At 20.9% G+C, this 26,943-nt stretch carries 23 protein-coding genes and 5 tRNA genes; 8 read left to right on the top strand and 20 right to left on the bottom strand.

The window, feature by feature from the left end; all coding sequences use genetic code 11:
• Positions 1-60: 60 nt before the first annotated feature.
• The 3 genes from fbaA to M3Y47_RS01060 form a co-directional block, all read right to left on the bottom strand.
• A complete protein-coding gene (gene fbaA, locus M3Y47_RS01070) occupies positions 61-1,140 on the bottom strand; it encodes a class II fructose-bisphosphate aldolase (RefSeq protein ID WP_252839251.1) in 1,080 nt (359 codons plus the stop codon).
• 19 nt (positions 1,141-1,159) lie between these two features.
• Positions 1,160-2,329 (bottom strand): phosphoglycerate kinase, encoded by a 1,170-nt coding sequence (locus tag M3Y47_RS01065; RefSeq protein ID WP_252839250.1) that lies wholly within the window; start codon positions 2,327-2,329, stop codon positions 1,160-1,162.
• A gap of 166 nt (positions 2,330-2,495) precedes the next feature.
• On the bottom strand, positions 2,496-3,089 hold the full coding sequence (locus tag M3Y47_RS01060) for a YhgN family NAAT transporter (protein WP_252839249.1): 594 nt from the start codon (positions 3,087-3,089) through the stop codon (positions 2,496-2,498).
• A 246-nt stretch (positions 3,090-3,335) separates the two neighbouring features.
• On the opposite strand from M3Y47_RS01060, the gene asd reads away from it, so the two are divergent.
• A complete protein-coding gene (gene asd / locus M3Y47_RS01055) occupies positions 3,336-4,451 on the top strand; it encodes an aspartate-semialdehyde dehydrogenase (RefSeq protein ID WP_252839248.1) in 1,116 nt (371 codons plus the stop codon).
• Here the strand turns inward: asd and M3Y47_RS01050 are convergent.
• From M3Y47_RS01050 to prfB, 9 genes are all read right to left on the bottom strand, one after another.
• Positions 4,443-4,685 (bottom strand): sulfurtransferase TusA family protein, encoded by a 243-nt coding sequence (locus tag M3Y47_RS01050; RefSeq protein WP_252839247.1) that lies wholly within the window; start codon positions 4,683-4,685, stop codon positions 4,443-4,445. The two genes, asd and M3Y47_RS01050, sit on opposite strands and share 9 nt — an antisense overlap.
• A gap of 57 nt (positions 4,686-4,742) precedes the next feature.
• On the bottom strand, positions 4,743-5,702 hold the full coding sequence (gene holA, locus M3Y47_RS01045) for a DNA polymerase III subunit delta (RefSeq protein ID WP_252839246.1): 960 nt from the start codon (positions 5,700-5,702) through the stop codon (positions 4,743-4,745).
• A gap of 40 nt (positions 5,703-5,742) precedes the next feature.
• Complete coding sequence (leuS, locus tag M3Y47_RS01040) at positions 5,743-8,274, bottom strand: leucine--tRNA ligase (protein WP_354667625.1); 2,532 nt, start codon at positions 8,272-8,274, stop codon at positions 5,743-5,745.
• Entirely contained in the window at positions 8,264-8,881 is a 618-nt protein-coding gene (locus M3Y47_RS01035) for a CBS domain-containing protein (protein ID WP_252839628.1), read from the bottom strand. Before M3Y47_RS01035 ends, leuS begins: the two co-directional genes overlap by 11 nt.
• 80 nt (positions 8,882-8,961) lie before the next feature.
• Positions 8,962-9,414 (bottom strand): rRNA maturation RNase YbeY, encoded by a 453-nt coding sequence (gene ybeY, locus M3Y47_RS01030; RefSeq protein ID WP_252839627.1) that lies wholly within the window; start codon positions 9,412-9,414, stop codon positions 8,962-8,964.
• Between the two features lie 36 nt (positions 9,415-9,450).
• Positions 9,451-10,740, bottom strand: coding sequence for a tRNA (N6-isopentenyl adenosine(37)-C2)-methylthiotransferase MiaB (miaB, locus tag M3Y47_RS01025; protein ID WP_252839626.1), 1,290 nt, complete (start codon positions 10,738-10,740; stop codon positions 9,451-9,453).
• A 342-nt stretch (positions 10,741-11,082) separates the two neighbouring features.
• Complete coding sequence (gene lysA, locus M3Y47_RS01020) at positions 11,083-12,321, bottom strand: diaminopimelate decarboxylase (RefSeq protein WP_252839625.1); 1,239 nt, start codon at positions 12,319-12,321, stop codon at positions 11,083-11,085.
• A 33-nt stretch (positions 12,322-12,354) separates the two neighbouring features.
• On the bottom strand, positions 12,355-13,866 hold the full coding sequence (gene lysS, locus M3Y47_RS01015; protein ID WP_252839624.1) for a lysine--tRNA ligase: 1,512 nt from the start codon (positions 13,864-13,866) through the stop codon (positions 12,355-12,357).
• A gap of 3 nt (positions 13,867-13,869) precedes the next feature.
• Positions 13,870-14,927, bottom strand: a protein-coding gene (prfB, locus tag M3Y47_RS01010; RefSeq protein ID WP_252839636.1) for a peptide chain release factor 2 whose coding sequence is annotated in 2 segments (ribosomal slippage) — positions 13,870-14,030 and positions 14,030-14,927 — 1,059 coding nt in all. Because the reading frame shifts where the segments join, the coding sequence is not laid out codon by codon here.
• A gap of 258 nt (positions 14,928-15,185) precedes the next feature.
• Between prfB and ygfZ the strand changes: the two genes are divergently transcribed.
• Together ygfZ and gmk are read left to right on the top strand one after the other, a co-directional pair.
• Complete coding sequence (gene ygfZ, locus M3Y47_RS01005) at positions 15,186-16,145, top strand: tRNA-modifying protein YgfZ (RefSeq protein ID WP_252839623.1); 960 nt, start codon at positions 15,186-15,188, stop codon at positions 16,143-16,145.
• 89 nt (positions 16,146-16,234) lie between these two features.
• On the top strand, positions 16,235-16,864 hold the full coding sequence (gmk, locus tag M3Y47_RS01000; RefSeq protein ID WP_252839622.1) for a guanylate kinase: 630 nt from the start codon (positions 16,235-16,237) through the stop codon (positions 16,862-16,864).
• Here gmk and typA read toward each other — a convergent pair.
• Entirely contained in the window at positions 16,850-18,676 is a 1,827-nt protein-coding gene (typA, locus tag M3Y47_RS00995; RefSeq protein WP_252839621.1) for a translational GTPase TypA, read from the bottom strand. The two genes, gmk and typA, sit on opposite strands and share 15 nt — an antisense overlap.
• A gap of 207 nt (positions 18,677-18,883) precedes the next feature.
• On the opposite strand from typA, the gene yihA reads away from it, so the two are divergent.
• Positions 18,884-19,513: a ribosome biogenesis GTP-binding protein YihA/YsxC gene (gene yihA / locus M3Y47_RS00990; protein ID WP_252839620.1), complete on the top strand. Its 630-nt coding sequence runs from the start codon at positions 18,884-18,886 to the stop codon at positions 19,511-19,513.
• A 25-nt stretch (positions 19,514-19,538) separates the two neighbouring features.
• Here yihA and M3Y47_RS00985 read toward each other — a convergent pair whose 3' ends face one another.
• From M3Y47_RS00985 to M3Y47_RS00975, 3 genes are all read right to left on the bottom strand, one after another.
• The gene (locus M3Y47_RS00985; RefSeq protein WP_252839619.1) at positions 19,539-20,432 is read right to left on the bottom strand and encodes a 5'-3' exonuclease; all 894 of its coding nucleotides are present in this window, start codon (positions 20,430-20,432) and stop codon (positions 19,539-19,541) included.
• 99 nt (positions 20,433-20,531) lie between these two features.
• A complete protein-coding gene (eno, locus tag M3Y47_RS00980) occupies positions 20,532-21,833 on the bottom strand; it encodes a phosphopyruvate hydratase (RefSeq protein ID WP_252839618.1) in 1,302 nt (433 codons plus the stop codon).
• A 472-nt stretch (positions 21,834-22,305) separates the two neighbouring features.
• Positions 22,306-23,961, bottom strand: coding sequence for a glutamine--tRNA ligase/YqeY domain fusion protein (locus tag M3Y47_RS00975; protein ID WP_252839617.1), 1,656 nt, complete (start codon positions 23,959-23,961; stop codon positions 22,306-22,308).
• 257 nt (positions 23,962-24,218) lie between these two features.
• Between M3Y47_RS00975 and M3Y47_RS00970 the strand changes: the two genes are divergently transcribed.
• From M3Y47_RS00970 to rpiA, 4 genes are all read left to right on the top strand, one after another.
• Positions 24,219-24,292: transfer RNA gene (locus tag M3Y47_RS00970), tRNA-Met, on the top strand.
• A 38-nt stretch (positions 24,293-24,330) separates the two neighbouring features.
• Positions 24,331-24,416: transfer RNA gene (locus tag M3Y47_RS00965), tRNA-Leu, on the top strand.
• 24 nt (positions 24,417-24,440) lie between these two features.
• Positions 24,441-24,513 (top strand) — tRNA-Gln (locus M3Y47_RS00960).
• A gap of 241 nt (positions 24,514-24,754) precedes the next feature.
• A complete protein-coding gene (gene rpiA / locus M3Y47_RS00955) occupies positions 24,755-25,417 on the top strand; it encodes a ribose-5-phosphate isomerase RpiA (protein ID WP_252839616.1) in 663 nt (220 codons plus the stop codon).
• A gap of 82 nt (positions 25,418-25,499) precedes the next feature.
• Here rpiA and M3Y47_RS00950 read toward each other — a convergent pair whose 3' ends face one another.
• The 4 genes from M3Y47_RS00950 to csrA all read right to left on the bottom strand — a co-directional run bounded on the left by M3Y47_RS00950 (position 25,500) and on the right by csrA (position 26,885).
• A complete protein-coding gene (locus M3Y47_RS00950; RefSeq protein WP_252839615.1) occupies positions 25,500-26,231 on the bottom strand; it encodes a 16S rRNA (uracil(1498)-N(3))-methyltransferase in 732 nt (243 codons plus the stop codon).
• 90 nt (positions 26,232-26,321) lie between these two features.
• Positions 26,322-26,395: transfer RNA gene (locus M3Y47_RS00945), tRNA-Arg, on the bottom strand.
• A 55-nt stretch (positions 26,396-26,450) separates the two neighbouring features.
• Positions 26,451-26,539, bottom strand: a tRNA-Ser gene (locus M3Y47_RS00940).
• A gap of 169 nt (positions 26,540-26,708) precedes the next feature.
• Entirely contained in the window at positions 26,709-26,885 is a 177-nt protein-coding gene (gene csrA / locus M3Y47_RS00935) for a carbon storage regulator CsrA (RefSeq protein WP_252839614.1), read from the bottom strand.
• Between the last annotated feature and the right edge of the window lie 58 nt (positions 26,886-26,943).

Here is a 26,943-nt window from a genome sequence, read left to right as displayed (position 1 = left end):
TATTTTTTATATAAATATTAATACAATTAATGTATTAAATTTTTTTTAGAAAAAAATTTTTTACAATAAATTTGTTGTATTTAAATTTTGAAAAATTTTTTTTAATTTTAAAGATACATAATTTTTATATTCTTGAATCCAAGTTCGAGGATCGTAATATTTCTTATTAGGTTTATTTTTCCCTTCTGGATTCCCTAGTTGTTGTTTTAAATAATTTTTATTTTTTTTATAAAAATTTAAAACTCCTTTCCAAGTATACCATTGTATATCAGTATCAAAATTTATTTTAACTACACCATATTTAATTGATTTTATAATATCTTTTAACGAAGATCCTGAACCTCCATGAAAGACAAAATTTAATGGATTTTTTTGAGAGATATTATTTTTATCCATTACATATTTTTGAGAAAATTTTAAAATTTTTGGTTTTAAATCAACGTTTCCCACTTTATAGACTCCATGTACATTTCCAAAAGATGCAGCAATAGAAAAATTTTTACTAATTAAAGAGAGTTTTTTATAAGCATAATTTACTTCTTGTGGTTTAGTGTATAAATATTTTTTATTTAAAGTTGTATTATCAATTCCATCTTCTTCTCCTCCTGTACATCCTAATTCTATTTCAAGAAGCATATTTATTTTTTTCATTTTTTTAAAATATTTTGAACAAATTTTAATATTTTTTTTTAAAGTTTCATGAGATAAATCTAACATATGTGAAGAAAATAATGGTTTACCTTTTTGAATAAAATATTTTTTTCCATATTTAATTAGTCCATTGATCCACGGTAAATTTTTTTTATCACAATGATCTGTATGTATTATAATTGGTATTTTATAATATTTTGACATTAAATGTATATGTTGAGCTCCAGATATCGCTCCATCTATTGCTTTTCTAAAATTATTATTTTTATTAATTTTTCCAGAGAAAAATAAAGATCCTCCATATGAAAATTGTATAATTACAGGAGATTTAATTTTTTGAGCTGCTTCTAAAATCATATTGATAGAATCTGTATTAATACAGTTTATAGAAGGAATGGCAAAATTATTTTTTTTAGCTAATTCAAATATTTTTCTTGTTTCTTTACCATTTAAAATTCCTGATTTAAAATTTTTTAAAATCTTTTTCATAATTGATTCCCTAAATGTTTTAAATACTCTTTTTTTGCAAATATTTTAATTGTAACATTTGTATTGCAGGAAGTGTTTTTTTTTCAATAAATTCTAGAAACGCACCTCCTCCAGTAGAGATATATGAAATTTTTTTTTTTATGTTAAACATTTCTATTACAGCTAATGTATCTCCTCCACCAGCTATTGAGAAAGCTTCTTTATTATTTGCTATAGCATGCGAAATTTTTTCTGTTCCTAAACGGAAATCTTGTAATTCAAATACACCTATTGGTCCATTCCAAATTATAGTTTTAGCATTTTTAATTATTTTTTGAATTTTTTTTATACTTTTTTCCCCTATATCCATTATTTCTTCATTATTTAAAATTTTATGTGAAGGTTTTGTAATACATTCATTTTTTTTATTTTTTACTTTGCAATCTATAGGTATAAAAATATTATATTTTTCTTTTAATATTTTTGCAGAGTGTATAAAGTTTTTTTCAAAAATTGAATTTCCAACATAGTAATTAATTGCTAAAAATGTATTAGCAATACCCCCTCCAACTATGACAAAATCTGATATTTTTGCGAGATTTTTCAAAATATTAAATTTAGTAGATATTTTTGATCCACCTAAAATAGTTACTACAGGTTTTTTTGGATTTTTAATTGCTTTTTTCAGAGATTTAATTTCAGAGATTAACAATGGTCCAGCGCATGATATTTTTGCGAACATTCCAACACCATATGTTGATGCTTCTATTCTATGAGATGTTCCAAAAGCATCCATTACAAAGATATCACAAAGATTAGCATATTGCTTTGATAATTTTTTACAGTTTTTTTTTTCTCCTTTATTGAAACGCACATTTTCTAAAACTAATATTTCTCCATATTTTATTTGTATATTATTTTTTATTTTATTAGAAAAATGAATAACTGTATTTTGTAATTTTTTTTTTAAATATTTTACTATTGGAAGAAGTGAATATTTTTTTTCATATTTTCCTTCTTGAGGACGTCCTAAATGAGATAAAATAATAATTTTTGCGTTTTGTTTTAAAGCAAATTTAATTGTAGGTAAAGAAGAATTAATACGTGCATACGATGTTATTTTATTTTTTTTTATAGGTACATTTAAGTCTAATCTCATTAATATTTTTTTTTTTTTAATATTAATTTTTTTCATTTCATTTATTAACATGTTAATCTCGTGTAATATTTTTATATGATTATATCATTGTGATTTATTTAAATTCAGTTAATTATTTTAAATAATAACATTTTCTATTTTTATTTTAAAAAATTTTTTTTAAGATTAGATGGTTTTTTTTAGAAAAAAATTTTTTATATATTTATAAATAATAAAATTAGTTTTTTAACCATATTTTCATACCATCTAAACACATTTGTGTTGACATCATAATTAAAATTAATCCCATTAATTTTTCCAAAACATTAATAAATTTTTCTCCAAAGAAATTTAAAAATATTTCAGACATTAATAATATAATTAAAGTAACGATCCAAGAAATTAATAATGATAAAAATAATGAGTTGATTGTTTGAGGATTTTGATGAGATAATAACATTAAAGTTGCTAAAACAGAAGGTCCTGCTACTAAAGGTATTGCTAATGGGACAAGAAATGGTTCTTCTTGTGGTAATTTGGGGTTATTGTTTTTTTTTTTATCAGGAAAAATCATTTTTATAGCAATAAAGAATAAGATAATTCCACCTGCAATAGAAACTGTTTCTGTTTTTAAATTTAGCAATTTAAGAATATTTTCTCCAGAAAATAAAAAAATTACCATAATAAAAAGTGCTACAAGCATTTCTCTAATTAATATTAAACGTCTTCTTTTCGAATTAATATTCTTTAGAATAGCGATAAATATAGGAAGGTTTCCTAATGGATCCATAATTAAAATGAGTAACGTTGTAGTAGAAATTATTTTTTTCATGAATTTTCCTATTTTTTAAAAAAAATTTAATAAATGAAATTATTGATATTTTTAATTATATATTATTAATGTTATCAATTATAATTTTATTTGCTTAAGAATTTATAGAATATAAAATTTTTTTTTATATAAATTTTTAATTTGTATATATATTAATTTTTAATTTTTAGCATTAATATCTTTTAAAAGAGGATGATTATTATTTTTTTTAAAATATTTTAAAAATATAAAATCATATTTAATATTATGAAAAAAACTGTTGGTTTTATTGGTTGGAGAGGAATGGTTGGATCTGTTTTATTAAAACGAATGTTAGAAGAAAATGATTTTGACAAATTTAATTTTATTTTCTTTTCTACTTCTCAAGTTGGTGTAAAAAACCCTTCTCTAAATAAAGAAATTTCAAAAGGTTTTTTAAAAGATGCATATAATTTAGATGAATTAAGGGAATTAGATATTATTATTACATGTCAAGGAAGTTTTTATACTAATAAAATTTATTCTTTATTACGATCTTCAGGATGGATGGGATATTGGATAGATGCAGCATCAGATTTAAGAATGAAAAAAAGTTCTTTAATTGTTTTAGATCCAATAAATTATAAAAATATTAAAAAATCACTTGAAAATGGAGTTAAAACGTTTATTGGAGGTAATTGTACTGTTAGTTTAATGATGTTAGCTTTAGGAGGTCTTTTCAGAAATGATTTGATTGAATGGATTTCTTTTTCGACGTATCAAGCTGCTTCTGGAGGTGGTTCAGGTTATATAATGGATTTATTGAAACAAATTTCTTTTTTAAATAAATATTTATCTAAAAATTTAAATTTATCTACTTCAATATTAAAAATTGAAAAAAAAATAACAAAAATAACTAAAAATAAAAATTTTCCACAAAGAAGTTCGCTTGCCCCTCTTATTTTAAATTTAATTCCATGGATTGATTCAAAAATGCAAAATGGACAAAGTCGAGAAGAGTGGAAAATGGAGAAAGAAACTAATAAAATTCTTTCTAGAAAAAAATCTCAAGAAATTAAAATTGATGGAACATGTGTAAGAGTTGGATCTTTAAGATGTCATAGTCAATCATTTTTAATTAAGTTAAAAAAAAATATTGATTTAAAATCAATCGAGGAAGTCATATCTCATGATAACGAATGGGTTTCTGTTGTTCCAAATGAAAAATATGAAAGTCTTCATAGATTAACTCCTTTATCTGTATCTGGAACTTTAAAGATTCCTATAGGTAGATTAAGAAAGTCAAGTATAGGAGATAAATATTTATCTGCTTTTTCAATTGGAGATCAATTATTATGGGGAGCAGCTGAACCATTAAGACGAGTTTTAAGATTTTTACTTTAATTTTAATATTTTTTTTAAATAATATAAATATGGAATTTTCATGGTATTTGAATTTATTAAAATATAGTTAGAAAAATTACATAAAAGATGAATTTCTCTTTTCATTGTTATATCATCGGAGATTATTAAAATTAATTCTCCGATTTTTATTGATCGTAATTTTTTTCTTAAAAAAAGCATCGTATCTGGACATCTTAAACCTTTTAAATTTATTATTTTTTTATTTATTTTCATATTTTAATTTTATGTTGTATAAAAATCTTTGAGTGTTTAGTTAAAAAATTTTTTATTTTAGTTGAACATTATTGCGATTTTTTTTAAAACTATCCAAATATTTTCTTTTTTTATTTTTTTTATAGATATTTCAACCCAAATTAAATATTTAATTATTTTTAAAAAATTTTTATAACTGTTTTTTTCACTTGCTTGAATATAATTTTTGTGATTGAATTGCCAAACTTTTTGTTTATATAAAAAATTTTTTTTATTATTTTTTTTTTCTTTTTTTAATAAAATTAAAATATTGATTTGTGTTTCTAAATAACGAATCAAAGATAAAGGAGAAACGTTTTTTTTATATAAAGAATATAAAGATAAAATAGATTTTTTTTTTTTTCCTAGTAGTAAATAATTGATCCATTGAAAAATATTTTTTTTATTTTTTTGAAAAATTGTTTTTTTTATTTTTTTTATTGTAATTTTTTTATTAGGAAAAGTTAATAATAAAAGATCTAAATTTTTGTTTAAATATAAAAGATCTGTTTTAAATTTTTTATATAAATATTTTTGTGCTTCATAATTTATTTTATTGTCTAAAGAATAATTTTTTATCCAATCAAAGTAATGTTTTTTTTTTAATGGAAAACAAGAAATTAAGATTTGATCACTGGTAAAGTTTTTTTTAAATTTAATGTTTAAAATTTTTTTATAGTTTAATTTATTGAAAATTATTATTATAGTATGTTTTTTAAAATATTTTTTATTTTCTTGTATTTTTTTGAGAATTTTTTTTTCAATATTATTTAAATTTATTTGTAAAATAATAATTTTTTTTTGAAAGAAAAAATCTTTTTTACGAATTTCATAAAAAAAATTATTCCACAATTTTTTGTTATTAATATCAATTTTTTTATAGTTTTTTGTTCCTTTTATTTGTAATTGTTGTAATATTATTTCTTGAAATTTTTCTATGAGAATATTTTCTGTTCCATATATCATGTAACATGATCTAGTTTTTTTTTTAAGATCCATAACTATCTTTTTTAGATTAAAATAATTCATTTTTTATTTATTAGACTTCAGTAATTAAGTTTAAAATTTTTTTGGGAATAAAAAATTTTTTTATAATTTTTTTGTTATGAATTTTTTTAGTAATTTCTTTTTTTTTTATAATTTGAGAAAAAATTTCTTTTTTAGATAAATTTTTTTTTGTTATCAAAACACAACAGAATTTTCCGTTAATTTGAATAATTATCTTACAGGTTTTATTTAAAATTAATTTCTTATTCATTTTAGGCCATTTATTTATCTTAAAATATTTAATTTTTTTTAATTTTGATAAAATTTTATAACTATAATGGGGAGTAAATGGACTTAGTAATTTAATTATCGTAATGAGTGTTTTTATTATTAAAAAATTATTTTTATCGATTTTACATACATTTTTTTTAAAATATTTAAAAAATTTCATAATTTTTGCAATAGCTGTATTAAAAGATTTTTTTATTTCAATGTCTTGTGAAACTTGATATATTGTTTTATTTAATTTTAATAAAATTTCATTTTTTGCATTATATTTTGTAAGAGAATTTTTTTTATTATTTTTTTTATATTGAGAGATATAAGAATAACAAAAATTCCAAAGTTTATTGAGAAATCTATACATGCCTCGTAAACCTTGTTCGTTCCAATATAAATCAGATTCTACAGGAGCAGAAAACATAATGAATAGTCTAACTGAGTCTGCTCCATATTTTTTAATCATTTCGTTTGGATCAATGCCATTGTTTTTTGATTTTGACATTTTGATCATTCCTGCAGAAATGATTTTTTGATTTGTTAATGATGATTGTGCAATAATTTTACCTTTTTTATTTTTTTTTAATTGAACGTCTTTTTTATTAATCCAGATACGTTTTTTATTTTTTTTAAAATAATATGCATGTGATAAAACCATTCCTTGGCATAATAAATTTTTTGCTGGTTCATTGGTTTTTACTAATTTAAAATCTCTTAATAGTTTATGAAAAAATCTAAAATATATTAAGTGCATAGTAGCATGTTCAATGCCTCCTATATATTGATCAATAGGTAACCAATATTTTGAAGAAATAGGATCAATCATAGAATCTTTAAATTTTGGACATGTATATCTCGCATAATACCATGAAGATTCGAAGAATGTATCAAAAGTATCTTTTTCTCGAATAAATTTTTTACCATTAATAGTAATTTTTCTCCATTTTTTCATCTTTTTTTTATTTTGAAAATCTAGTAATTCAGGAAAAATTACAGGTAATTTATTTTTAGAAATAACAGCTTCTTGACCTTTTTTATTTACAGCGATTGGTATTGGAGTACCCCAATATCTTTGTCGAGAAATATTCCAATCTTGTATTTTGTATTTTTTAGTTTCTATACCGATTTTTTTTTTTTTAATTTTCTGTAATATTTTTTGTACTAAACTTTTTGTTTTATTTATATTTTTTTTTATAAAATTTTTTTTGTATTTTTCCTTAAAATTAAGAATATTATTTTTTTTACAAAAATTTAATTCAGATATACTATGTTTAGGAGAAGCAATAATAATGTTATTTCCATATTTTATGGAAACAAAATTTGCAATCCAAATAGGTAGTTTTTTTTGATTAAAAGGATGAATGGCAAAAATATTCGTATTCATTCCAATATTTTGAATATTTTTGAAATTTTCCGTTGAGATTAAATTTTTTTGTTGTTTTTTTATAAAATTTCTTATATTTTTATCATTTTTTATCAATTTTTTTAAAATTTTATTATTTACAGAAACAGCAATATACTCTGCATCTAATATACTATGTATTTTTTTTGTATATACTTTTATATTTTTTTTAGAGTTTTTTATTTTTAAATTTATTTCTATTCCTTTTGATCGTCCAATCCAATTTTTTTGCATATTTTTAACTTTTTCTGGCCATCCTTTTAATGTTTTTATTCCTTGATATAATTCTTCTGCATAATTTCTAATTTTTAAAAACCATTGAGGAATTTTTTTTAATATAACCTTTGTATCACATCTCCAACATTTTCCTTTAATAACTTGTTCATTAGCTAATACTGTTTTATCGTATGTACACCATTTGACTAAAGAAGTTTTTTTATATACCAATTTTTTTTTATATAATTTAATAAAAAACCATTGTTCCCATTTATAATAATTTGGATCACATGTAGAAATTTCTCTATTCCAATCATAACTAAAACCTAAAGATTTGAGTTGTTTTTTCATATATTTAATGTTTTTTCGTGTCCATTCTTTTGGATTTTTTTTATTTTTTATTGCTGCCTCTTCTGCTGGTAATCCAAAAGAATCCCATCCTATTGGTTGTAAAACATTTTTTCCCAACATACTATGGTATCTAGATATTACATCACTAATAGTATAATTCCTTACATGTCCCATATGTAAATTTCCAGATGGGTAAGGTAACATTGGTACACAGTAATATTTTTTTTTTTTATTATTTTCAAACACTTGAAATTTTTTTTTTTTTATCCATTTTGTTTGTATTTTTTTTTCAATTTTATGTGGATTATAATTTTTTTTCATTTTTTTAGTTTTCATCTATATTATCTTGATTTTTATTTTTTAGATGTTTTTTTTTGATGATTTTAGTGTTATTTATATTTTTAAAAATTTTTCTTAGAATGTCTTTGAGTGTAATTAATCCTGTAATCATTCCAAATTCGTCAACTACAACAGCAATATAAATTTTTTTAGAATAAAATTCTTGTAATGTTTTATCTAGTTTTTGGCTTTCAGGAACAATGATTGGTGATTTAAGAATTTTTTTTAAGATAAATTTTTTTTTTAAATTATCAACAAATTTAAATAAGTCTTTAGATATTAAAAAACCTTTTAAATAAGAATTATTTTGGTTAAAAACAGGGAATCTTGAATATAAAGATTTTTTAGCTACTTTTAAGCATGTTTTTAAATTATCTTTAATTTTTAAAGAAGTCATTTTTACACGAGGAATCATTATATTTTTAACTATTTTTTTTTCTATGTGAATTATATTTTTACACATATGATATGTGTTATCACGAATTAATTTATTATTTTTTGCTTCTTGAATTAAATTTAATAGTTCGTTTTGGTCTTGTGGTTCGTTATACAGTATTTGACTGAGCAATAAAGAAAAAAAACCTTTTTTATTATTTTTAGACATATTGTATGTTCTCATGTATTATGAAATTGAAATTTTTTTAATTTTTTTATCTCTTTTAGAGATATTTGATATATTATTTATCAAATAAAATATGGGTTTTTAAATCCAAAAGACAGCATTGTTTTTATTTCTTTTTTTTCCATATTTTTTCTGTTATTAGTAGTATCATGTGTGTAACCAATTAAGTGAAGAATTCCATGAATAATGATACGAGCCCAATATTCTGTTATTTTAAATTTATATTTTTTAGATTCTTGTTCAAGAATATTTTTACAGATTACTAAATCTCCTAATATTAATTTTTTATTTTCTGTATTGATATTTATTATAGGAAAAGATAGAATGTTCGTTTTTTTTCTTTGATTTCTATAAAGAAAATTCAAATTGCATATTTTTTTTTCATTCACAATGATTATTGTGATAATGTAATTAATAGATTTGTTTAATATTTTTTGAATCCATTTTTTTATCAATTTTTTATTTGGAATATTTTTTTTATTTGTACAGGAATATTTTATATTTAATTTTAACATTTTATAACATAATTTTTATTAATTTTTTTTATTAATTTATTTGACATATTTTCCTTGTAAAGTTTGCATGTTTGCTTGCAAAATTTTTATGTAGGAACATTTTCCAATAAGTTTTTTTGATCCTTCGAATATTACTAATCTATTATTTGTTGTTTTTCCACATAGTTTTTTTATTTTATTGACATAAATTTGTTTTTCTACTAATACTTTTTGATAAGTACCAATCATTTTTTGACTAAAAAATTTAGTATTTTTATTTATTTTTTTTTGTAGAAGATATAATCTTTCTTTTTTTTCCTGTAAATTAATTTCATCATGCAATCGATATGCTGGAGTTCCCGGTCTGGGAGAATATATAAAACTAAAACTCATATCAAATTTAATATCTTTAATCAATTTTAATGTTTTTTTAAAATCTTCATGTGTTTCTCCAGGAAATCCTACAATAAAATCAGATGTAATATAAATATTTGGACGATATTTACGTATTTTCTTGATAATTTCTTTATATTCAGAAATAGTATATTTTCTTCGCATTTTTTTTAAAATTTTATTAGATCCACTTTGAACTGGTAAATGTAAAGAGTTAGAAAGTTTTGGAATATTTTTGTAAATCTTAATTAGATCATCTGTGAATTCCATTGGATTACTAGTTAAAAATTTTATTCTTTTAATATCTTGAATATTAGAAATTAATTCTATTAATTGGGAAAAATTACATATACTTCCGTTTGAAAATTTACTTATATATGAGTTGACATTTTGTCCCAACAGTGTGATTTCTTTTGTTCCGTTTTTTGCTAAAAAATTTGCTTCTAATAAAATATCTTGTGGAGTTCGATTAATTTCTCTTCCGCGAGTACGTGGAACAATACAATATGAACAAAATTTATTACATCCTTCCATAATAGAAATATAAGCACTAATTTTTTGAGTGATGTTATTTTTATAATATGAATATTTTTTTATTTTTTTTGCATTAACATTGCAAATTTTTTTTTTTTTTAGTTCTAATTCTTCAATCATCTTTGGTAGACGATGAATAGTTTTTGGACCAAAAATTATATTTACTAGAGGTGCTCTTTTATAGATTTTTTTTTTTTCTTGTGTAGCGACGCATCCACCTACCGCAATAATTAGATCTTTTTTATTTTTTTTTAACGTTTTCCAACGACCTAGTTGATGAAATAGTTTTTCTTGAGCTTTTTCTCTAATGGAACAGGTGTTTAAAATAAGAATATCAGCTTGTTCTGATACATTAGTTCTTTTATAATTTAATTTTTTTTTTAATATATTAGAGATTAAAGATGAATCATATTCATTCATCTGGCATCCCCATGTTTTAATATATATTTTTTTCATTGTTTTTTAAATGGAAAATAATTAATATTTTATATTTTAAAATGAATTGTAAAAATTATTAAGACGTATTTCATACATGTATTTTGAATATCAATTTATATAAGAATCTTAATTGATTATTCAAAAAAAATTATTTTTATAATTTTATTTCATTTTTTGTATAATTTTATTTATTTATAATAAAATTACTTTATTTAACATGTAAATACTTTTTATCTTATTAAAGATGTATTATTTAAAGAAAGTATTTTTTTATGTAAAGAATTTTTATTTTATTAAAATATTTTTTTCAACAGTTTAGAGGATTTATATTTCTAATGATAGCATTTCTTCTATTGTTTGACGTCTTCTAATTTGAATAATTTTTTTATTCTTTATTAAAATTTCTGGAATTAGTGGACGACTATTATAATTTGATGACATAGACGATCCATAGGCGCCTACATCATGAAAAATTATGTAATCCCCGTATTTTACTTTAGGTATTTTAATAGTGTATATACTGTTATCTTTTTTTTGTGTAAATATATCTCCTGATTCACATAATGGACCACCAATAATTGCTTCAAAGGTATCTAAATAATTTATTTTTCTGTTGTCTTTAGGTAAAATAGAAATATAGTGATAACTACCATATAAAGTAGGTCGGATTAATTCATTAAAACCTACATTGACTAATATAAATTTTCTTTTGTCAACTTCTTTAATACTCTCTATTTTAGAAATTAAAAATCCAGATTCTGCTACTAAAAAACGACCTGGTTCAATTTCTAATTTCATTTTACAGTTTAATTTTTTTGAAATTCTTTTCCTGGCGTTTTCCCATATTTCATAATAATTATTGATATTAATTTCTTTATCTGAAGTTTTATAAGGAATCGTTAATCCTCCACCTGCTGATATATAAGATAATTTACAGTTTATTTTTTCTGCTTCTTGAATCATTGCATTACAAACTTTTTTTAAATGTCTATAATCAACTCCAGAACCAATATGCATATGTAATCCAATTAAATTTAATTTATATTTTTTAATTAAATCTAGAGCTAATTTTGTATTCCAAATTCCATGTTTACTATTTTTTCCCCCTGTATTTGTTTTTTTATTATGTCCATGTCCAAAACCAGGATTAATTCTAATCCATATTTTGTGATTTTTAGATTTTTTTCCAATTTTTTTAATCATATCTATTGAACCAATATTAATTGGAATATTATATTCTATAACTTTTCTTAAAGTTTCGTTATCTATGATATCAGATGTATATATAATATCATTACTATTTTTTTTAAATCCTGCTTTAATTGCTCTTTCGATTTCTCCTAATGAAACAGCATCTACTTTTGTCCCGTATTTTTTCATTAATTTTAAAATATGGATATTTGAACAAGCTTTTTGAGCAAATCGTATAATATTAAATTTTTTTAGTTTAAATATTTGTTTTTTAATAGTTTTTGCATGATATAACCATAATGGTGTTTTATATTTTTTTATTAAAGATAAAAGTTTTTTTTTTTTGACTGGAATTTTTTTTAATATATTCATTGATTTATTTTCTTTTTTCTATTTTTTTAAAATTTATTTTTTTAAAATACTTAAAGTTGGAAAGATGATCACATCTTTAATGTTTGTTTGATTTGTAAATATCATGATTAATCTATCTATTCCTATTCCTAAACCTGCTGTTGGAGGCATTCCATGTTCTAATGCTATGATATAATCTTGATCATATGTTTTGTTTGTTTTTGTGATATTTTTTAATTTTATTTGTTTTTTGAAAATTTTTTTTTGTTCTTGTGGATCATTTAATTCTGAAAAACCATTTCCTATTTCATATCCTCCAATAAAGAATTCAAATCTTTCAGAAAAATTTTTATTATCATTTTTTCTTCTAGATAAAGGAGAAACTTCTGATGGATACTCTGTAATAAAAGTTGGTTGGATTAATTTTTTTTCTACTGTTTTTTCAAATATTTCCGTAAGAACTTTCCCTATTTTCCACGTATTTTTTATTTTTAAATTTATTTTTTGAGCAATTTTTTTTATTTTATCTATATCTTCTAAATCTTGTTTTTTTATGAATCTATTAAATTTTAAAATAGATTCTTTCATAGTGAATTTTTGAAATGGTTGATTAAAATCAAAGAGATTTTTTTGATATTTTAAAGGTTTATTTTTATTTATTTTTTTGTTAATATATTTTATTAATTTTTTTAAAAATCTCATCATATATTTATAGTTTTTATAGGCAATATATATCTCCATCATGGTAAATTCTGGATTATGTTTGAAAGATATTCCTTCATTGCGAAAATTTTTATTAATTTCAAAAATTTTTTCAAATCCTCCAATTATTAATCTTTTTAAATATAATTCTGGCGCAATTCTTAAATACATTTTTTTATTTAATGAATGATGATATGTAGTGAAAGGTTTAGCGATAGCACCTCCTGGAATATTATGCAGAATAGGCGTTTCAACTTCTAAAAATTTTTTTTTTTTCATATATTTTCTAATGAAAGAAATTAAGATAGCTCTTTTTTTAAATGTTTTTTTTAAATTTTTATCAGAAATTAAATCAATATACCTTTTTCTATATTTTATTTCTTTGTTTACTAATCCATGATATTTTTCTGGTAATGGTCTAAGCGATTTTGTTAATAATATAAATTCTTTACAATGAATAGTAGTTTCATTCGTTCTTGTTTTAAAAATATTTCCTTTGACACCTATAATATCTCCTAAGTCTAAATTTTTAAAAAAAAAATAATTATATTTTTTAGATTTAAAAGAATTTTGGTTTGCATATATTTGTATCTCATTTTCTGAATCTTGTAAAATAATAAAGGTAGCTTTGCCCATAATTCTTTTTTTGACAATTCTTCCAGCAATTTTTATTTGAAACGTTGATTTTTCTAATTCTTTTTTATTTTTTTTATTATATTTTAAAAAAATTTTTTCAGAAGAATTATTTGTCATAAAATGATTAGGAAAATTAAATCCATTTTTTTTTAATAATTTTAATTTTTGTATTCTATTTTCCCTTTCAGAATTTTGTGTCATGTTTGTGTTTTTATTATTTTTGGCCATTTTTTACAATCCTAATTGTAGACTTTTTTTAATAAATTCTTCTATATTTCCATTAAAAAATTTTTGTATGTTTCTTGTTTCTTTTCCTGTTCTAATATCTTTAATTCTAGTATCATCTAATATATATGATCTAATTTGATTACTCCATTCAATATTTTTTTTTTTTTATTTATATTTCTTATTTTTAAATTTTTTTCTTTTTTTTGTTGGTTTAATATTTTTGAAATAATTTGTTTCATTGCATTTTTTTTATTTTTATGTTGTGATCGATCACTTTGACATGTCACTGTAATTCCAGTAGGTATATGTTTTATTCTTACTGCGGATTCCGTTTTATTGACATGTTGCCCCCCTGATCCTGAAGATTTATATACTTCTATTTTCAAATCAGATTTATTTAATTTAAAAAATTCTTTATTTTGTAAGACAGGATATACAAAAATTGAACTAAAAGATGTATGCCTTTTATTTCCTGAGTTAAATGGACTTTTTCTAACTAATCTATGTATTCCAGATTCTGTTCTTAACCAACCAAAAGCATATTCCCCTTTAACTTGTAATGTCGCAGATTTGATTCCATTAAATTCATCATATATAATGTTAATTATATTTACATAAAATTTATGTTTATTTAAAAATTTTAAATACATTTTTAATAGCATATTAGACCAATCTTGCGCTTCTATTCCTCCAGATCCAGATTGAATATCAATATAACAATTTTTATTATCGTTTTTTTTTTTAAATAGTGTTTGGATATATAATTTATTAATTTTTTTTTTAATTTTTTTAATTTTTTTTTTGATGTCATTTATAAGAGATAAATCTGATAATTCTATAGAGAGATTTAATAATTTTTGATTCTCTCTTATATTTTTCTCTATTATTTTACAAATATTAATTTTTTTATAAATATTTTTTTTTTCTTTATTAATTTTTTTAAAAAAATTTTTCTTTTTCCAATTTTTTTTATTTTGTACAATATTGTCTATTTCTATTAATCTATTTTTTTTTTTATTTAATTCAAAGACATCTCCTAATTTTTTTATATTTTGAATAATATTTTTTTATTTTTTTTAAAAGTTTTTTTATTGTTTTCATATTTTTCATAAAATTGTATTTTAATGTAAATTATTTTAAATTTTTATTTTTTTAGATAATTTTTTTTAATTATTAAAATTTTATATTTTATCATTTTTTTAAAAATTTCTTACTTATTATATTTTTTTAATTAAAATATTTTTTATTTCAGGTTGTTTATTTATATATTATAAATAATAAAAATTTTTTAGTAATAATTTTCAAATAGGATAATTTTTATGACCAAATTTATTTTTCCAAAAAATGAGATTTTGCCTGCAAATAAAATATTTCTTTCTATAGTTTCTTTAGACGAATGGGAGTTAATAAAAGTTTCAGGTCAAGATAAAAAAAAATATTTAAATAGTCAAATTACAGCAGATATAAATTTATTAAAATCTAATAAATATATTTTATGCGGACATTGTAATAACAAAGGAAAAATTTATAGTACATTATTAATTTTTAAAAGAAAAAAAAATTATTTTTATATTTTAAGAAAAAATATTGCTAAAAAACAAATTCAAGAAATAAAAAAATATTCTATTTTTTCTATAGTGAAATTTTCTAAAGAAAAAAAATTATTTTTTTTTGGAGTTCTTGGAAAAAATGCACGTAATTTCTTGAAAAATTTTTTTTCAATTTTACCTAATAAACATAATTCTGTTATACATGAAAACAATATCACTGTAATCTTTATATATAATGTTATTGAACGTTTTATTTTGGTTTCTTCATATAAAGTTCTTGTAAAAATTTTAAAAAAAAATACAAATATTTCTTATTTTAATTCTAGCAATCAATGGTTATCAATAGATATTGAAGAAAAAATTCCAATTATAGAGTCACAGAATTTATTAAATTTTTTCCCTCAAGAAATAAATTTAGATAAATTTAAAAATAGTATAAGTTATAAAAAAGGATGTTATCTTGGACAAGAACAAATTGTTAAAATAAAATATAATAATTTTAATAAAAGATCATTAAAATTTTTATATTGTATCTATGATGATAAAAATTCATTTTTTCCTGGAGATCTTGTATATGTAAAAATTAAAAAAAAATGGATTAAAAAAGGCGTTTTATTATCTTCTGTAACTGTTCATAATAAAATTTATGCACAAGTTGTTTTAAATAAAATTTATAATAAAGAAAAAATTTATAAAATAAGAAGTAATTATTTTCATGTAAAAAAATAAATTTTTATATTTTCTGTGGAATAAATTTATTTTTTTAATTTTTCTTTTTTTTTTTTTTTTTTGATATAAAAATTTTAGGTATAAATTATATGAAAAATGTAGGAAGAATTTTTATTCTATCAGCTCCTAGTGGTACTGGAAAATCTAGTTTAATAAAATCATTTTTAAAAAAAGAGCAATTTTTAGAAGTAAAAATGTCAATTTCTTATACTACTCGTTTGATACGACCGGGAGAAAGACATGGTATTGATTATTATTTTATTTCTAAAAAAAAATTTAAATTAATGATTAAGAAAAAAAAGTTTTTAGAATACGCGAAAGTTTTTAATAATTATTATGGAACACCTTTAATACACACACAATCTATTTTATTTAAAGGACAAGATATTTTATTAGATATAGATTGGCAAGGCGCACGACAAATTAAAAAAATTTTTTTAAATGCTAAAAGCATTTTTTTATTACCTCCTTCTAAAGACGAATTATTTAATAGATTAAAAAAAAGAAATCAAGATGATCAAGAGGTGATTTTTCATAGAATGAAAAAATTTATTAAAGAAACTAGTCATTATTTAGAATATGATTATTTAATCATAAATGATAATTTTAATGATGCAATTTCTCATTTAAAGACTATTATTTGTTCTTATAGATTATCTACCTCTTATCAAAGTATGAAATATAAAAAATTAATTCAGAATTTATTATGTAGAGATTAGTTTTTTTCTAGAAGCAGATTTTCTTTGATTTTCTTTTAAAAACTTTTTTCTTAGACGTATTTCTTTAGGTGTAATTTCTATTAATTCATCGTCATTAATAAAACTCATTGCTTGCTCAAGAGTTAAATTTATTGGTTTAATTAAGTTAATCGCTTCATCTGTTCCAGAAGCACGCATATTAGTCAATTTTTTCCCTGCTAAACAGTTTACAGTTAAATCATTAGATTTACTATGTATTCCAATTATTTGACCTTCATATACTTTAGCTCCATGCCCTAAAAATAATTTTCCACGTTCTTGTAAGTTAAATAATGAGAAAGCAACTGCATATCCTGTATTATTAGAAATTAATACACCATTTCTTCTATTGGAGATATTAAATTTTGATATATTATCATAATGACTAAATGATGAATAAAAAAGACCAGTTCCAGCGGTAATATTTGTAAATTCTGAACGAAAACCAATTAAAGCACGACTTGATATAATATATTCTAATCTTACTCTTCCTCTATTATCTAAAATCATATTTTTCATTTCTCCTTTTCTTTCTCCTATATATTGCATGATTACACCTTGATATTTTTCTTTTATATCCAATACAATAAGTTCAAAAGGTTCTTTTTCAATTCCATTTTTTTTTTTAAATATAACTTTTGGTCGAGAGACTTCTAATTCATATCCTTCTCTTCGCATATTTTCTATTAATATAGATAAATGTAGTTCTCCTCTACCTGATACACAAAAAGTACTTGAGTCATTTGTTTCTTCTACTTTTAATGCGACGTTATGCATTTTTTCTTTATTCAATCTTTCGAGTATTTTTCGTGAAGTGACATGTATACCCTCAGTACCTGCAAATGGTGAAGAATTAACTGAAAAAAACATTTTTACAGTTGGTTCATCAATATTTAATTTTGGTAGAGGAGATTTACTTTTGATATCGCAGATGGTATCTGAAATTTTAATATTTTCAATTCCAGAAACAGCAATTATGTCTCCTGAAAAAGCAATTTGTGAATCCATTTTTTTGAGTCCAGAATATTTTAATATTTTTTTTATTTCACCATTGTTATTTTTTCCTTGTTGATTGATAACTTTAATTTTTTGTTTTGGTTTTATTGATCCTGAATGAATTCTTCCTATTCCAATAATTCCGAGATAATTGTCATAATCTAATTGTGAAATTTGCATTTTGAATTTTTTATGAATATTTTTTTGTGGAGCTGGAGTATGTTTAATAATTATATTAAATAAAGGAGACATATTATTTTCTAATTTATTTAACTCTAATCCTGATTTTCCCAATAAAGCAGATGTATAAACTATAGGAAAATCTAATTGCTTATCAGTTGCATTTAAATTAATAAATAAATCAAATATTTGATCAATTACCCAATTTGGTCTAGAATTTTTTCTATCTATTTTATTCACAACAACAATAGGGTTTAGATTATATCTAAAAGCTTTTTCAGTTACAAATCTTGTTTGTGGCATCGGTCCATCAAGAGCATCAACAACTAGTAATACTGAATCTACCATAGATAATACTCTTTCAACTTCTCCTCCAAAATCTGCATGTCCTGGAGTATCTACAATATTTATTTTATATTCATTCCATTTGATGGATGTGTTTTTTGCAGTAATTGTTATTCCTCTTTCTCTTTCTAAATCATTACTGTCCATAATACGTTCAGTTTTTTCTTCATGTATTTTAAAAATTCCTGATTCTTGTAGAAGTTTATCAATTAAAGTAGTTTTACCATGATCAACATGCGCAATGATTGCTATATTTCTAAATTTTTGATTCATTTCATTTAACCTATATTTTTTTACAAAACTTTTTTTTTTATGTTATTTTTATAATAAATATTACTATTTATATAATAGTATATTTTTTTATTTTAATCAGTATTTAAAAGTTTTTTTTTAACTTTTTCATATATAATATTTTTTTATATTTATTTTTTTTTTAAATATTTATTTTTTTCTTTGTGCATATTTTTTTTAAGGATAAGTATGAAAATTTTAAATTTTGATTTAACTTTTTTCATGAAAAGTTTTATAAATATTGATCAAATTAATATTCATGTAGGGAATGAAATAGCTTTTTTAGGATATTCTAATTCAGGAAAATCGACATTAGTGAATAGTTTATCTAATAAAAAAAAATTATCACGTGTAAGTAAATTTCCTGGTAGTACAAAATTAATTAATTTTTTTAATGTTGATAATAAATGCAGAATAGTTGATTTTCCAGGTTATGGTTATTCTTCTTTTTACAAGAGAAAAAAAATAAATTGGTTACGAGAAATAAAAAAGTATTTATTTTATAGAAAATGTTTAATTGGAGTTGTTTTATTAGTAGATATAAATTTCTTTTTTAAAGAAAATGATTTAATTATCATAAATATTTTAAATAAAAAAAAAATTAATTTTATTATTTTATTAAATAAATGTGATAAATTAAGTTTTTTTTTAAGAAAAAAAAAATATATTTCTGCTCAAGAGAAAATTATTTCTTTAAAAATTTCACCTTGTATTCAAATTTTTTCTTCATTTAAAAAAATTGGAATTTTTGAATTAAAAAAAACTTTAAGTAATTGGTATTCAGATGTGTATAAAAAAAATAAAAAGTGTAGTTTTTGAATTTTTTGAGCAATTTTTAAACTATTTATTTTAAATTATTAAACCAAGGAGATTTCTTAAAAGATGTTTTTAAGGATTTAAAATTATTTTTCTTAAAATATTCAAATATTTTTTTTTTTTTAGGTTTTTTCAATTTAAAAGATGCATTTAGAATTGGTGAGCGTATTCGTATTTGGATAGTTGATAGGTATTTTGATATAAAAGCAATTTTTTTATTTTTTAAAAAAATTTTTGGTAATTTTTTTGCATTCCTAATATTTAATAAAGAAAGTTTATCTAAATTTTTATAAATCTCTTTTAAAGAATGAAAATTTTTTAAAAGTATTTGTGCAGTTTTAATTCCTACACCGGGTATTCCAGGAATGTTATCTGAGCGATCTCCTACAAGTGCTAAGAAATCTTTTATAAGTTTTGGAGAAATTCCAAATTTTTTTCTAACTTCTTTTTCTCCAATTATTGTTTCATGATGATTTAATATTTTTACATTTTTATTAATTAATTGCATCATATCTTTATCATTAGTTAATATTAAAATATTTTTTTTATTTTTTTTATAAACTAAAGTTCCTATAATATCATCAGCTTCGAATCCTGGTATTTGAATGACAGGAATACCTATATAATTAATTATTTTGATTAATTGATTAATTTGAACTTTTAAATCTTGTGGAATTTTTGGTCTATTTGCTTTATATTTTTTATATATTTTTTTTCTAAAATTAATTGTTTTATGATCAAATACAATAATTATTTTATTAGGCATATATTTATTAAAAACTTTTTTCAGCATAATTAAAGTTCCATATATCGCTCCTATAGGTTCTTTTTTTTTATTTTGAAAATTTTTAAATGCAAAATATGCTCTGTATAAATAATTTGTTCCATCAACAATTATTAAGATATTTTTTTTATTTTTCATATTTTTTTATATAATTTTTTTTATAAATTTTCTTAAAATATTTTACGTAGTAAAATATAATATTTTGAATAAATATATTATTTTACTACTAAATTCATTCTATTTTTTAATTTTTAATTCTTTTGCTCCATAGTAAGGAGCTTTTTTATATCCTAATTTTTCTTCTATTCTAATCAATTGGTTGTATTTAGCGATTCGATCTGTTCTGCTTAAAGATCCAGTCTTAATTTGCCCTGCTGCAGTTCCAACTGCTAAATCTGATATAGTAACATCTTCTGTTTCTCCAGAACGATGAGAAATAATCACATTATAATTGGCTTTTTTAGCTGTTTGTATTGTTTTAATCGTTTCAGTTAATGTTCCAATTTGATTTGGTTTAATTAAAATAGAATTTGCGATTTTTTTTTGAATTCCTTTTTTTAGGATATTATCATTCGTGACAAATAAATCATCTCCAACAATTTGAATTTTTTCTCCTAAAATTTTTGTTTGATGTATAAAACCTTTCCAATCTGATTCATCTTGTCCATCTTCGATGGATAAAATAGGATATTTTTTTATAAGATTTTTTAAATAATTAGTAAATTCATATGAATTAAATTGTTTATTTTCTCCGTGTAAAAAGTATTTTTTTGTTTTTCTATCATATAATTCTGAAGATGCACAATCAATTGCTAAAGTTACATCTTTTCCAATTTCATATTCTGATTTTTGTATTGCTTCTAGTATTAAAAGTATTGCTTCTTCATTTGAATATAAATTAGGAGCATAACCTCCTTCATCTCCAACTGCTGTACTCATATTTTTTTTTTTTAATATTTGAGATAATGAGTGGAAAATTTCACATCCTATTTGTACTGCATGTTTAAAGTTTTTTGCAGATATAGGTTGTATCATAAATTCTTGAAGATCAATATTATTATTAGAATGTTTTCCACCATTTATGATATTCATCATTGGTAGTGGCATAGAATATTTTTTAGGCGTGTTATTCAGTTCAGAAATATGCTCGAAAAGATATATTTTTTTAAATATTGCAGCTGCTTTTGCATTTGCTAAAGAAACAGCAAGCATAGTATTAGCACCTAATATAGATTTATTCTCTGTTCCGTCTAATTCAATCATTGTTTTATCGATGTCTTGTTGATCTATAGAATTTTTGTTTTTTAAATTTTTAAATATTAAATGATTAATTAATGAGACAGATTTTTGAACACCATTTCCTGAAAATCTTCTTTCTAAATCTCTTATTTCTAATGCTTCTTTAGATCCTTTTGAAGCACCAGATGGAACTGAAGCAATACCAATACATCCTGTACGTGTATGTACTTCTGCTTCAACTGTTGGATTTCCACGAGAATCTATTATTTCTCTTCCAATTATTTTTTCAATTATAGACATAATTTACTCATTTTTTATTTTTTATGATTTTTTTTTTTAATTTATCTTGTGGTATGTTTTATCTTTGTATATATTTTATATTAAATATTAAATATTTTTAAAGATTGAATAATATTTGTATATTAATAAAATAAAATATAAAAAAAATTTTTTAATAGTTTTATAAGGTTTTTATTGAAATTTTACGAATATATTTTTTTTATATAAAAATTTATTTATGTTCTTAAAGAAATTTTTGATTAAATAAATTAATTTTTTATTTTTTCATGATTAATTTATTGAAATTTCATAAAAATAATATTTTTTGAATATTTGATTGTAACATTTTATTAATATTTTTTTTTTATATTTTATTCAAAGTTTTATAGAATTTTTAAATTCTTTTTTCAAAAAAAAATTTTATAAATTTAAAATTTTTTTATATTTTTATTGTTTTTTTTAATTTTATTAAAAAATTTTTATTTTAAAAAAATTAAAAATATTTTTTTTCTTTTAAAGATATTGTTTCATTAAAAGTAATTTTTTTATTTTTTAATGTTTCTTTTTTATCAATAATAAAATATCCTTCTCTTTCAAATTGAAAAAATTTTAGTTTTTTTTTATTCATAAGATCTTTTTCTATAAATCCATTTTTTATTTGTATAGAATTTTTATTAATATAATTTAAATATTTTTTTTCATAATTCGGATTTTTTATTTTAAAAATAGGTTGAAATAATCTAAATTTTGCTGGAATAGAATTTTTTTTTGAAATCCAATGAATCACACTATTTACTTTTCTGTTTTTAGGATTTTTATTTAAAGTATTTTTATCATATGTACAAAATATTTTTTTGATTTCTCCTGTAGAATTTTTTTCAATTTTTAAAGCTTTTATTATATATGCATGTCTTAATCTCACTTCTGTATTTAGTGATAATCTTTTATATTTATTTGTTCTCTTTTCTTTAAAATCTGATTTATCAATATATATAACTTTACTAAAATAAATTTTATGTTTTCCCTTTTTAGGAAAAAAAGGATGATTATTAACGATAATTTTTTCATTATGATTTTCAGACATGTTTATAATAATAATTTTTATAGGATTTATAACTGCCATAAAACGGTTTGCAATTTTATTTAAATCGTTTCTAACACAATATTCTAATAGTTTTAGTTCAATTAAATGATTTTTTTTCGATATTCCGATTTTTTGACAAAAATTTTTAATAGATTGAGGTGTATAACCTCTTCTTCTTAAACCAGAAATAGTAGGCATTCTTGGATCATCCCATCCTGTGACAATTTTTTCTTTTACTATTTTTTTTAATTTTCTTTTTGACAAAACAGTATATTCTAAATTTAATCTAGAAAATTCATATTGTTGTGGTATATTTTTAACATCAAGTTTTTGCAAAATCCATGTATATAACTCTTTATTATCAAGGAATTCTAAAGAACACAAAGAATGAGTTATTTTTTCTATAAAATCTGATAAACAATGACTGAAATCGTATGTTGGATATATGCACCATTTGTTTTTTGTTCTATAATGGGATATATTTTTTACTCTATATAAAACAGGATCTCTCATGATTATGTTATTAGATTGCATATTTATTTTTGCACGTAAACAAATTTCTCCATCTTTAAATTTTCCATTTTTCATCTCTTTAAATAATTTTAAGTTTTCTTTAATAACACGATTTCTGTATGGACTATTTATTCCTTTTTTTTTTAATGTTCCTCGATATTTTTTTATTTCCGATTGAGATAATTGATCTACGTAAGCGAATTTTTTTTTTATTAATTTCTTGGCATATTTATATATTTTTTCAAAGTATTGTGATGCATATAAACTTTTTTTATTCCATTTATATCCCATCCATTGAATATCTTTCTTAATTTCTTTGACAAATTTTTTTTTTTCGTGTTTTGGATTAGTATCATCAAATCTTAAATTACATTTTCCATGATATATTTTAGCAATATTAAAATTCAAGCATATGGATTTTGCATGACCAATATGTAAAAAACCATTAGGCTCTGGAGGAAATCTAGTGCGTATTTGATTTTTTTTATTTTTTTGAATGTAATTATCAATTATTTTAAATATAAAATTTCTGTTTTTAAAATTTTTTGTCATGTAGTGATCCTTTTTGGATGATATATTATCAGTATAAATATACTTTTTAAAAATTTTTTCTTTATAGAATTTTTTTTTTTTATATGATATAATTTTTTTCAGTTTTAATTTTGAAAAATTTTTATAAAGATTTTATTATACTAGTATATTTATTAATATAAAGATATAATATTTCAGATATATATTTATATATAATTTTATTTTTTAATCTTTAAAGATTTAAATATAATAAAATTTTATTTTTATTAAAATTTTCTAGCTATGTAGCTCAGTCGGTCAGAGCACAGCACTCATAACGCTGATGTCATGGGTTCGATTCCCATCATAGCTAATTATTTAGAAAAATATTTTATATAGAATTTTTTTTTAGCGGGAGTGGCGAAATTGGTAGACGCACCAGATTTAGGTTCTGGCGCCCTTATTTGGGTATGCGAGTTCAAATCTCGCTTCCCGTAATTTTTTTTTAGAATAGAAAATTTTGGGGTATGGCCAAGAGGTTTAAGGCACCGGTTTTTGATACCGGGATCCCTGGTTCGAATCCAGGTACCCCAGTGTCTTTTATAATTACGAAAATTATTTTAAAAAAAATTTATATAAATATTTAAATTAATTTATTTTTTTTTTTTTTTTTTTTTTTTTAAATAAATTTTTTATAAAAATTTCTTTATATTCTATTTTTTTCATTTTTTAGTAGCTTCATAACTTTAAATTTTTCAAAAAAATTATAAAATTTTTTATATAAAAATAGTATTAAAGTTGTTTTATTTAAATATCAATTGGTGTAATTCATATTATGAAATCAAAAAATTTAAAAAAAAAAGTAGCTTTTGAAGTTTTAAAATTTATACCAAATGAAATATTTATTGGTGTTGGAACTGGATCTACTGTAACGTATTTAATCAATTATTTAAAAAAAATAAAAAATAAAATAAAAGGAGCTGTTTCTTCGTCTTATAAAACAACTATGAGTCTTAAAAAAAATGGAATAAAAGTTGTTCAATTAAATAGTTTAGATCGCCTTCCTTTGTACATTGATAGTGCGGATGAAATTAATAATAATATGGAAATGATTAAAGGAGGAGGAGCAGCTTTAACTCGAGAAAAAATTCTTGCTTCTGCCGCTGATAAATTTATTTGTATTATTGATGAAACCAAACAAGTAAAAACATTGGGTAAATTTCCTTTGCCTATTGAAGTTTTACCTATGTCTTATCGTTATGTGATGAGAGAATTAAAAAAAATTGGTGGAGAAGTAAAAAAAAGAAGTAATATTATTACTGATAATAACAATTATATATTAGACATTAGTAAATTATGTATTGTTAATCCTGTAGATATTGAAAATACAATTAACAACATTCCAGGAGTTATTTCTGTTGGGATATTTTCTCGTAGAAAACCTGATATTTTATTAGTTAGCACAAAGAAAAATGTTAAAAAGGTTTTTATTAATTAATTTAATAATAATTTTTTAAAAAATATATTTTTTTATCAGAGTGCTTAATATATTTAAAAAAATTTATATCTTCATAATTCCTTCAAACATTCAAATCTCCATATTTATATTGCATAATTGAAATAGCTGTTAAAGCAGCCGTTTCTGTTCTTAAAATTCTTTTTCCTAAATTTATATTAAAAAATTTTTTTTGAACACAAAATTTTATTTCTTTTTTTGAAAAACCCATTTCTGAACCTATTAAAATATATAATTTTTTTGTTTTATTTGGTAATTTTTTTTTTTTTGAAGTTTTTTTATTTGGCGTAAAAATTATTTTTGGATAATCTTTTAAAGAAAAAATCCATTTATTAAGTTTGATGGGTTTGAAAATTTTTGTTAAAACATTTCGTTCACATTGTTGACTTGCAGATATTGATATTTTTTTCCATTTTTTGATATTTATTATTTGTTTGTTTTTTAGAGAAGATTTTTCACATATAATAGGAGTAATGGATTCTACACCAAGTTCTGAAGATTTTTGAATGATCCATGACATTGATTTTTTTTTAGAAATAGATTGTCCTAAATGTATTTTCAATGGTGATTCATTATTTTTTTTTTCTTTTGTTAATATATTTAATGTTATTTTTTTTTTATTTAATTGGATAATTTCAGAAAGAAATAAAAAATTTGTATTGTTAAATATATAAACTTTATTTCCAATACTCATACGCATGACGTTTACAAGATAATTTTTTTTATCATCTTCTAAAGAAATTTTTTGTTGAATATTTATTTTTTTATTTATATAAATTCTTGGAATTTTTTTCATATTTAATATAAAAAAATGAAAAATTGTATAAATATTTATATTTTTTAAAATTTATAATTTTAAAAATTATTATTGTTTTGTATTTTTTATTACATCCGGTAGGATTTGAACCCACGACCTCTCGGTTCGTAGCCGAGTGCTCTATCCAACTGAGCTACGGATGCATTTTTAATGGAAATATTCTTAACATAAAATTTTTTATATTTAAAATAAAAAATTTAGTGAGAGAGGGATTCGAACCCTCGACGCGTATTTCTACACATACTCTCTTAGCAGGGGAGTGCTTTCAACCACTCAGCCATCTCACTTAAATTATTTTATAAATTTTTATAATCCTATTAATTTTACTATTTTTTTTTTAAAATGTCAATTCTATATTTTAATAGAGAAATTTTTTAAAATTATTTTTCTTATCTTTTTTTTTTTTTTTTTTTTTTTGAAAAACATAAAAAATTATTTATTTTTGTATCAGGAAATTTATGTATTATTTTTTTCTTTTTGTATTTTTTGATATATTTCTTCTCTATGTACCGAAATTTCTTTGGGAGCGTTAACTCCGATTCTAACTTGATTTCCTTTTACTCCTAATACTGTTACTGTAATTTCATCTCCAATAACTAATGTTTCACCTACTCTTCTGGTTAAAATTAACATTTTTTCTCCTTAAAAAAATTTTTAATTCCATATCATGTAGTATTAAATTTTTTTTAAA

The sequence above is a fragment of the Buchnera aphidicola (Sipha maydis) genome, from assembly GCF_024029855.1.
Lineage (GTDB): Bacteria > Pseudomonadota > Gammaproteobacteria > Enterobacterales > Enterobacteriaceae > Buchnera_J > Buchnera_J aphidicola_BI.
This window is presented reverse-complemented; position numbering and strand designations above follow the sequence as displayed.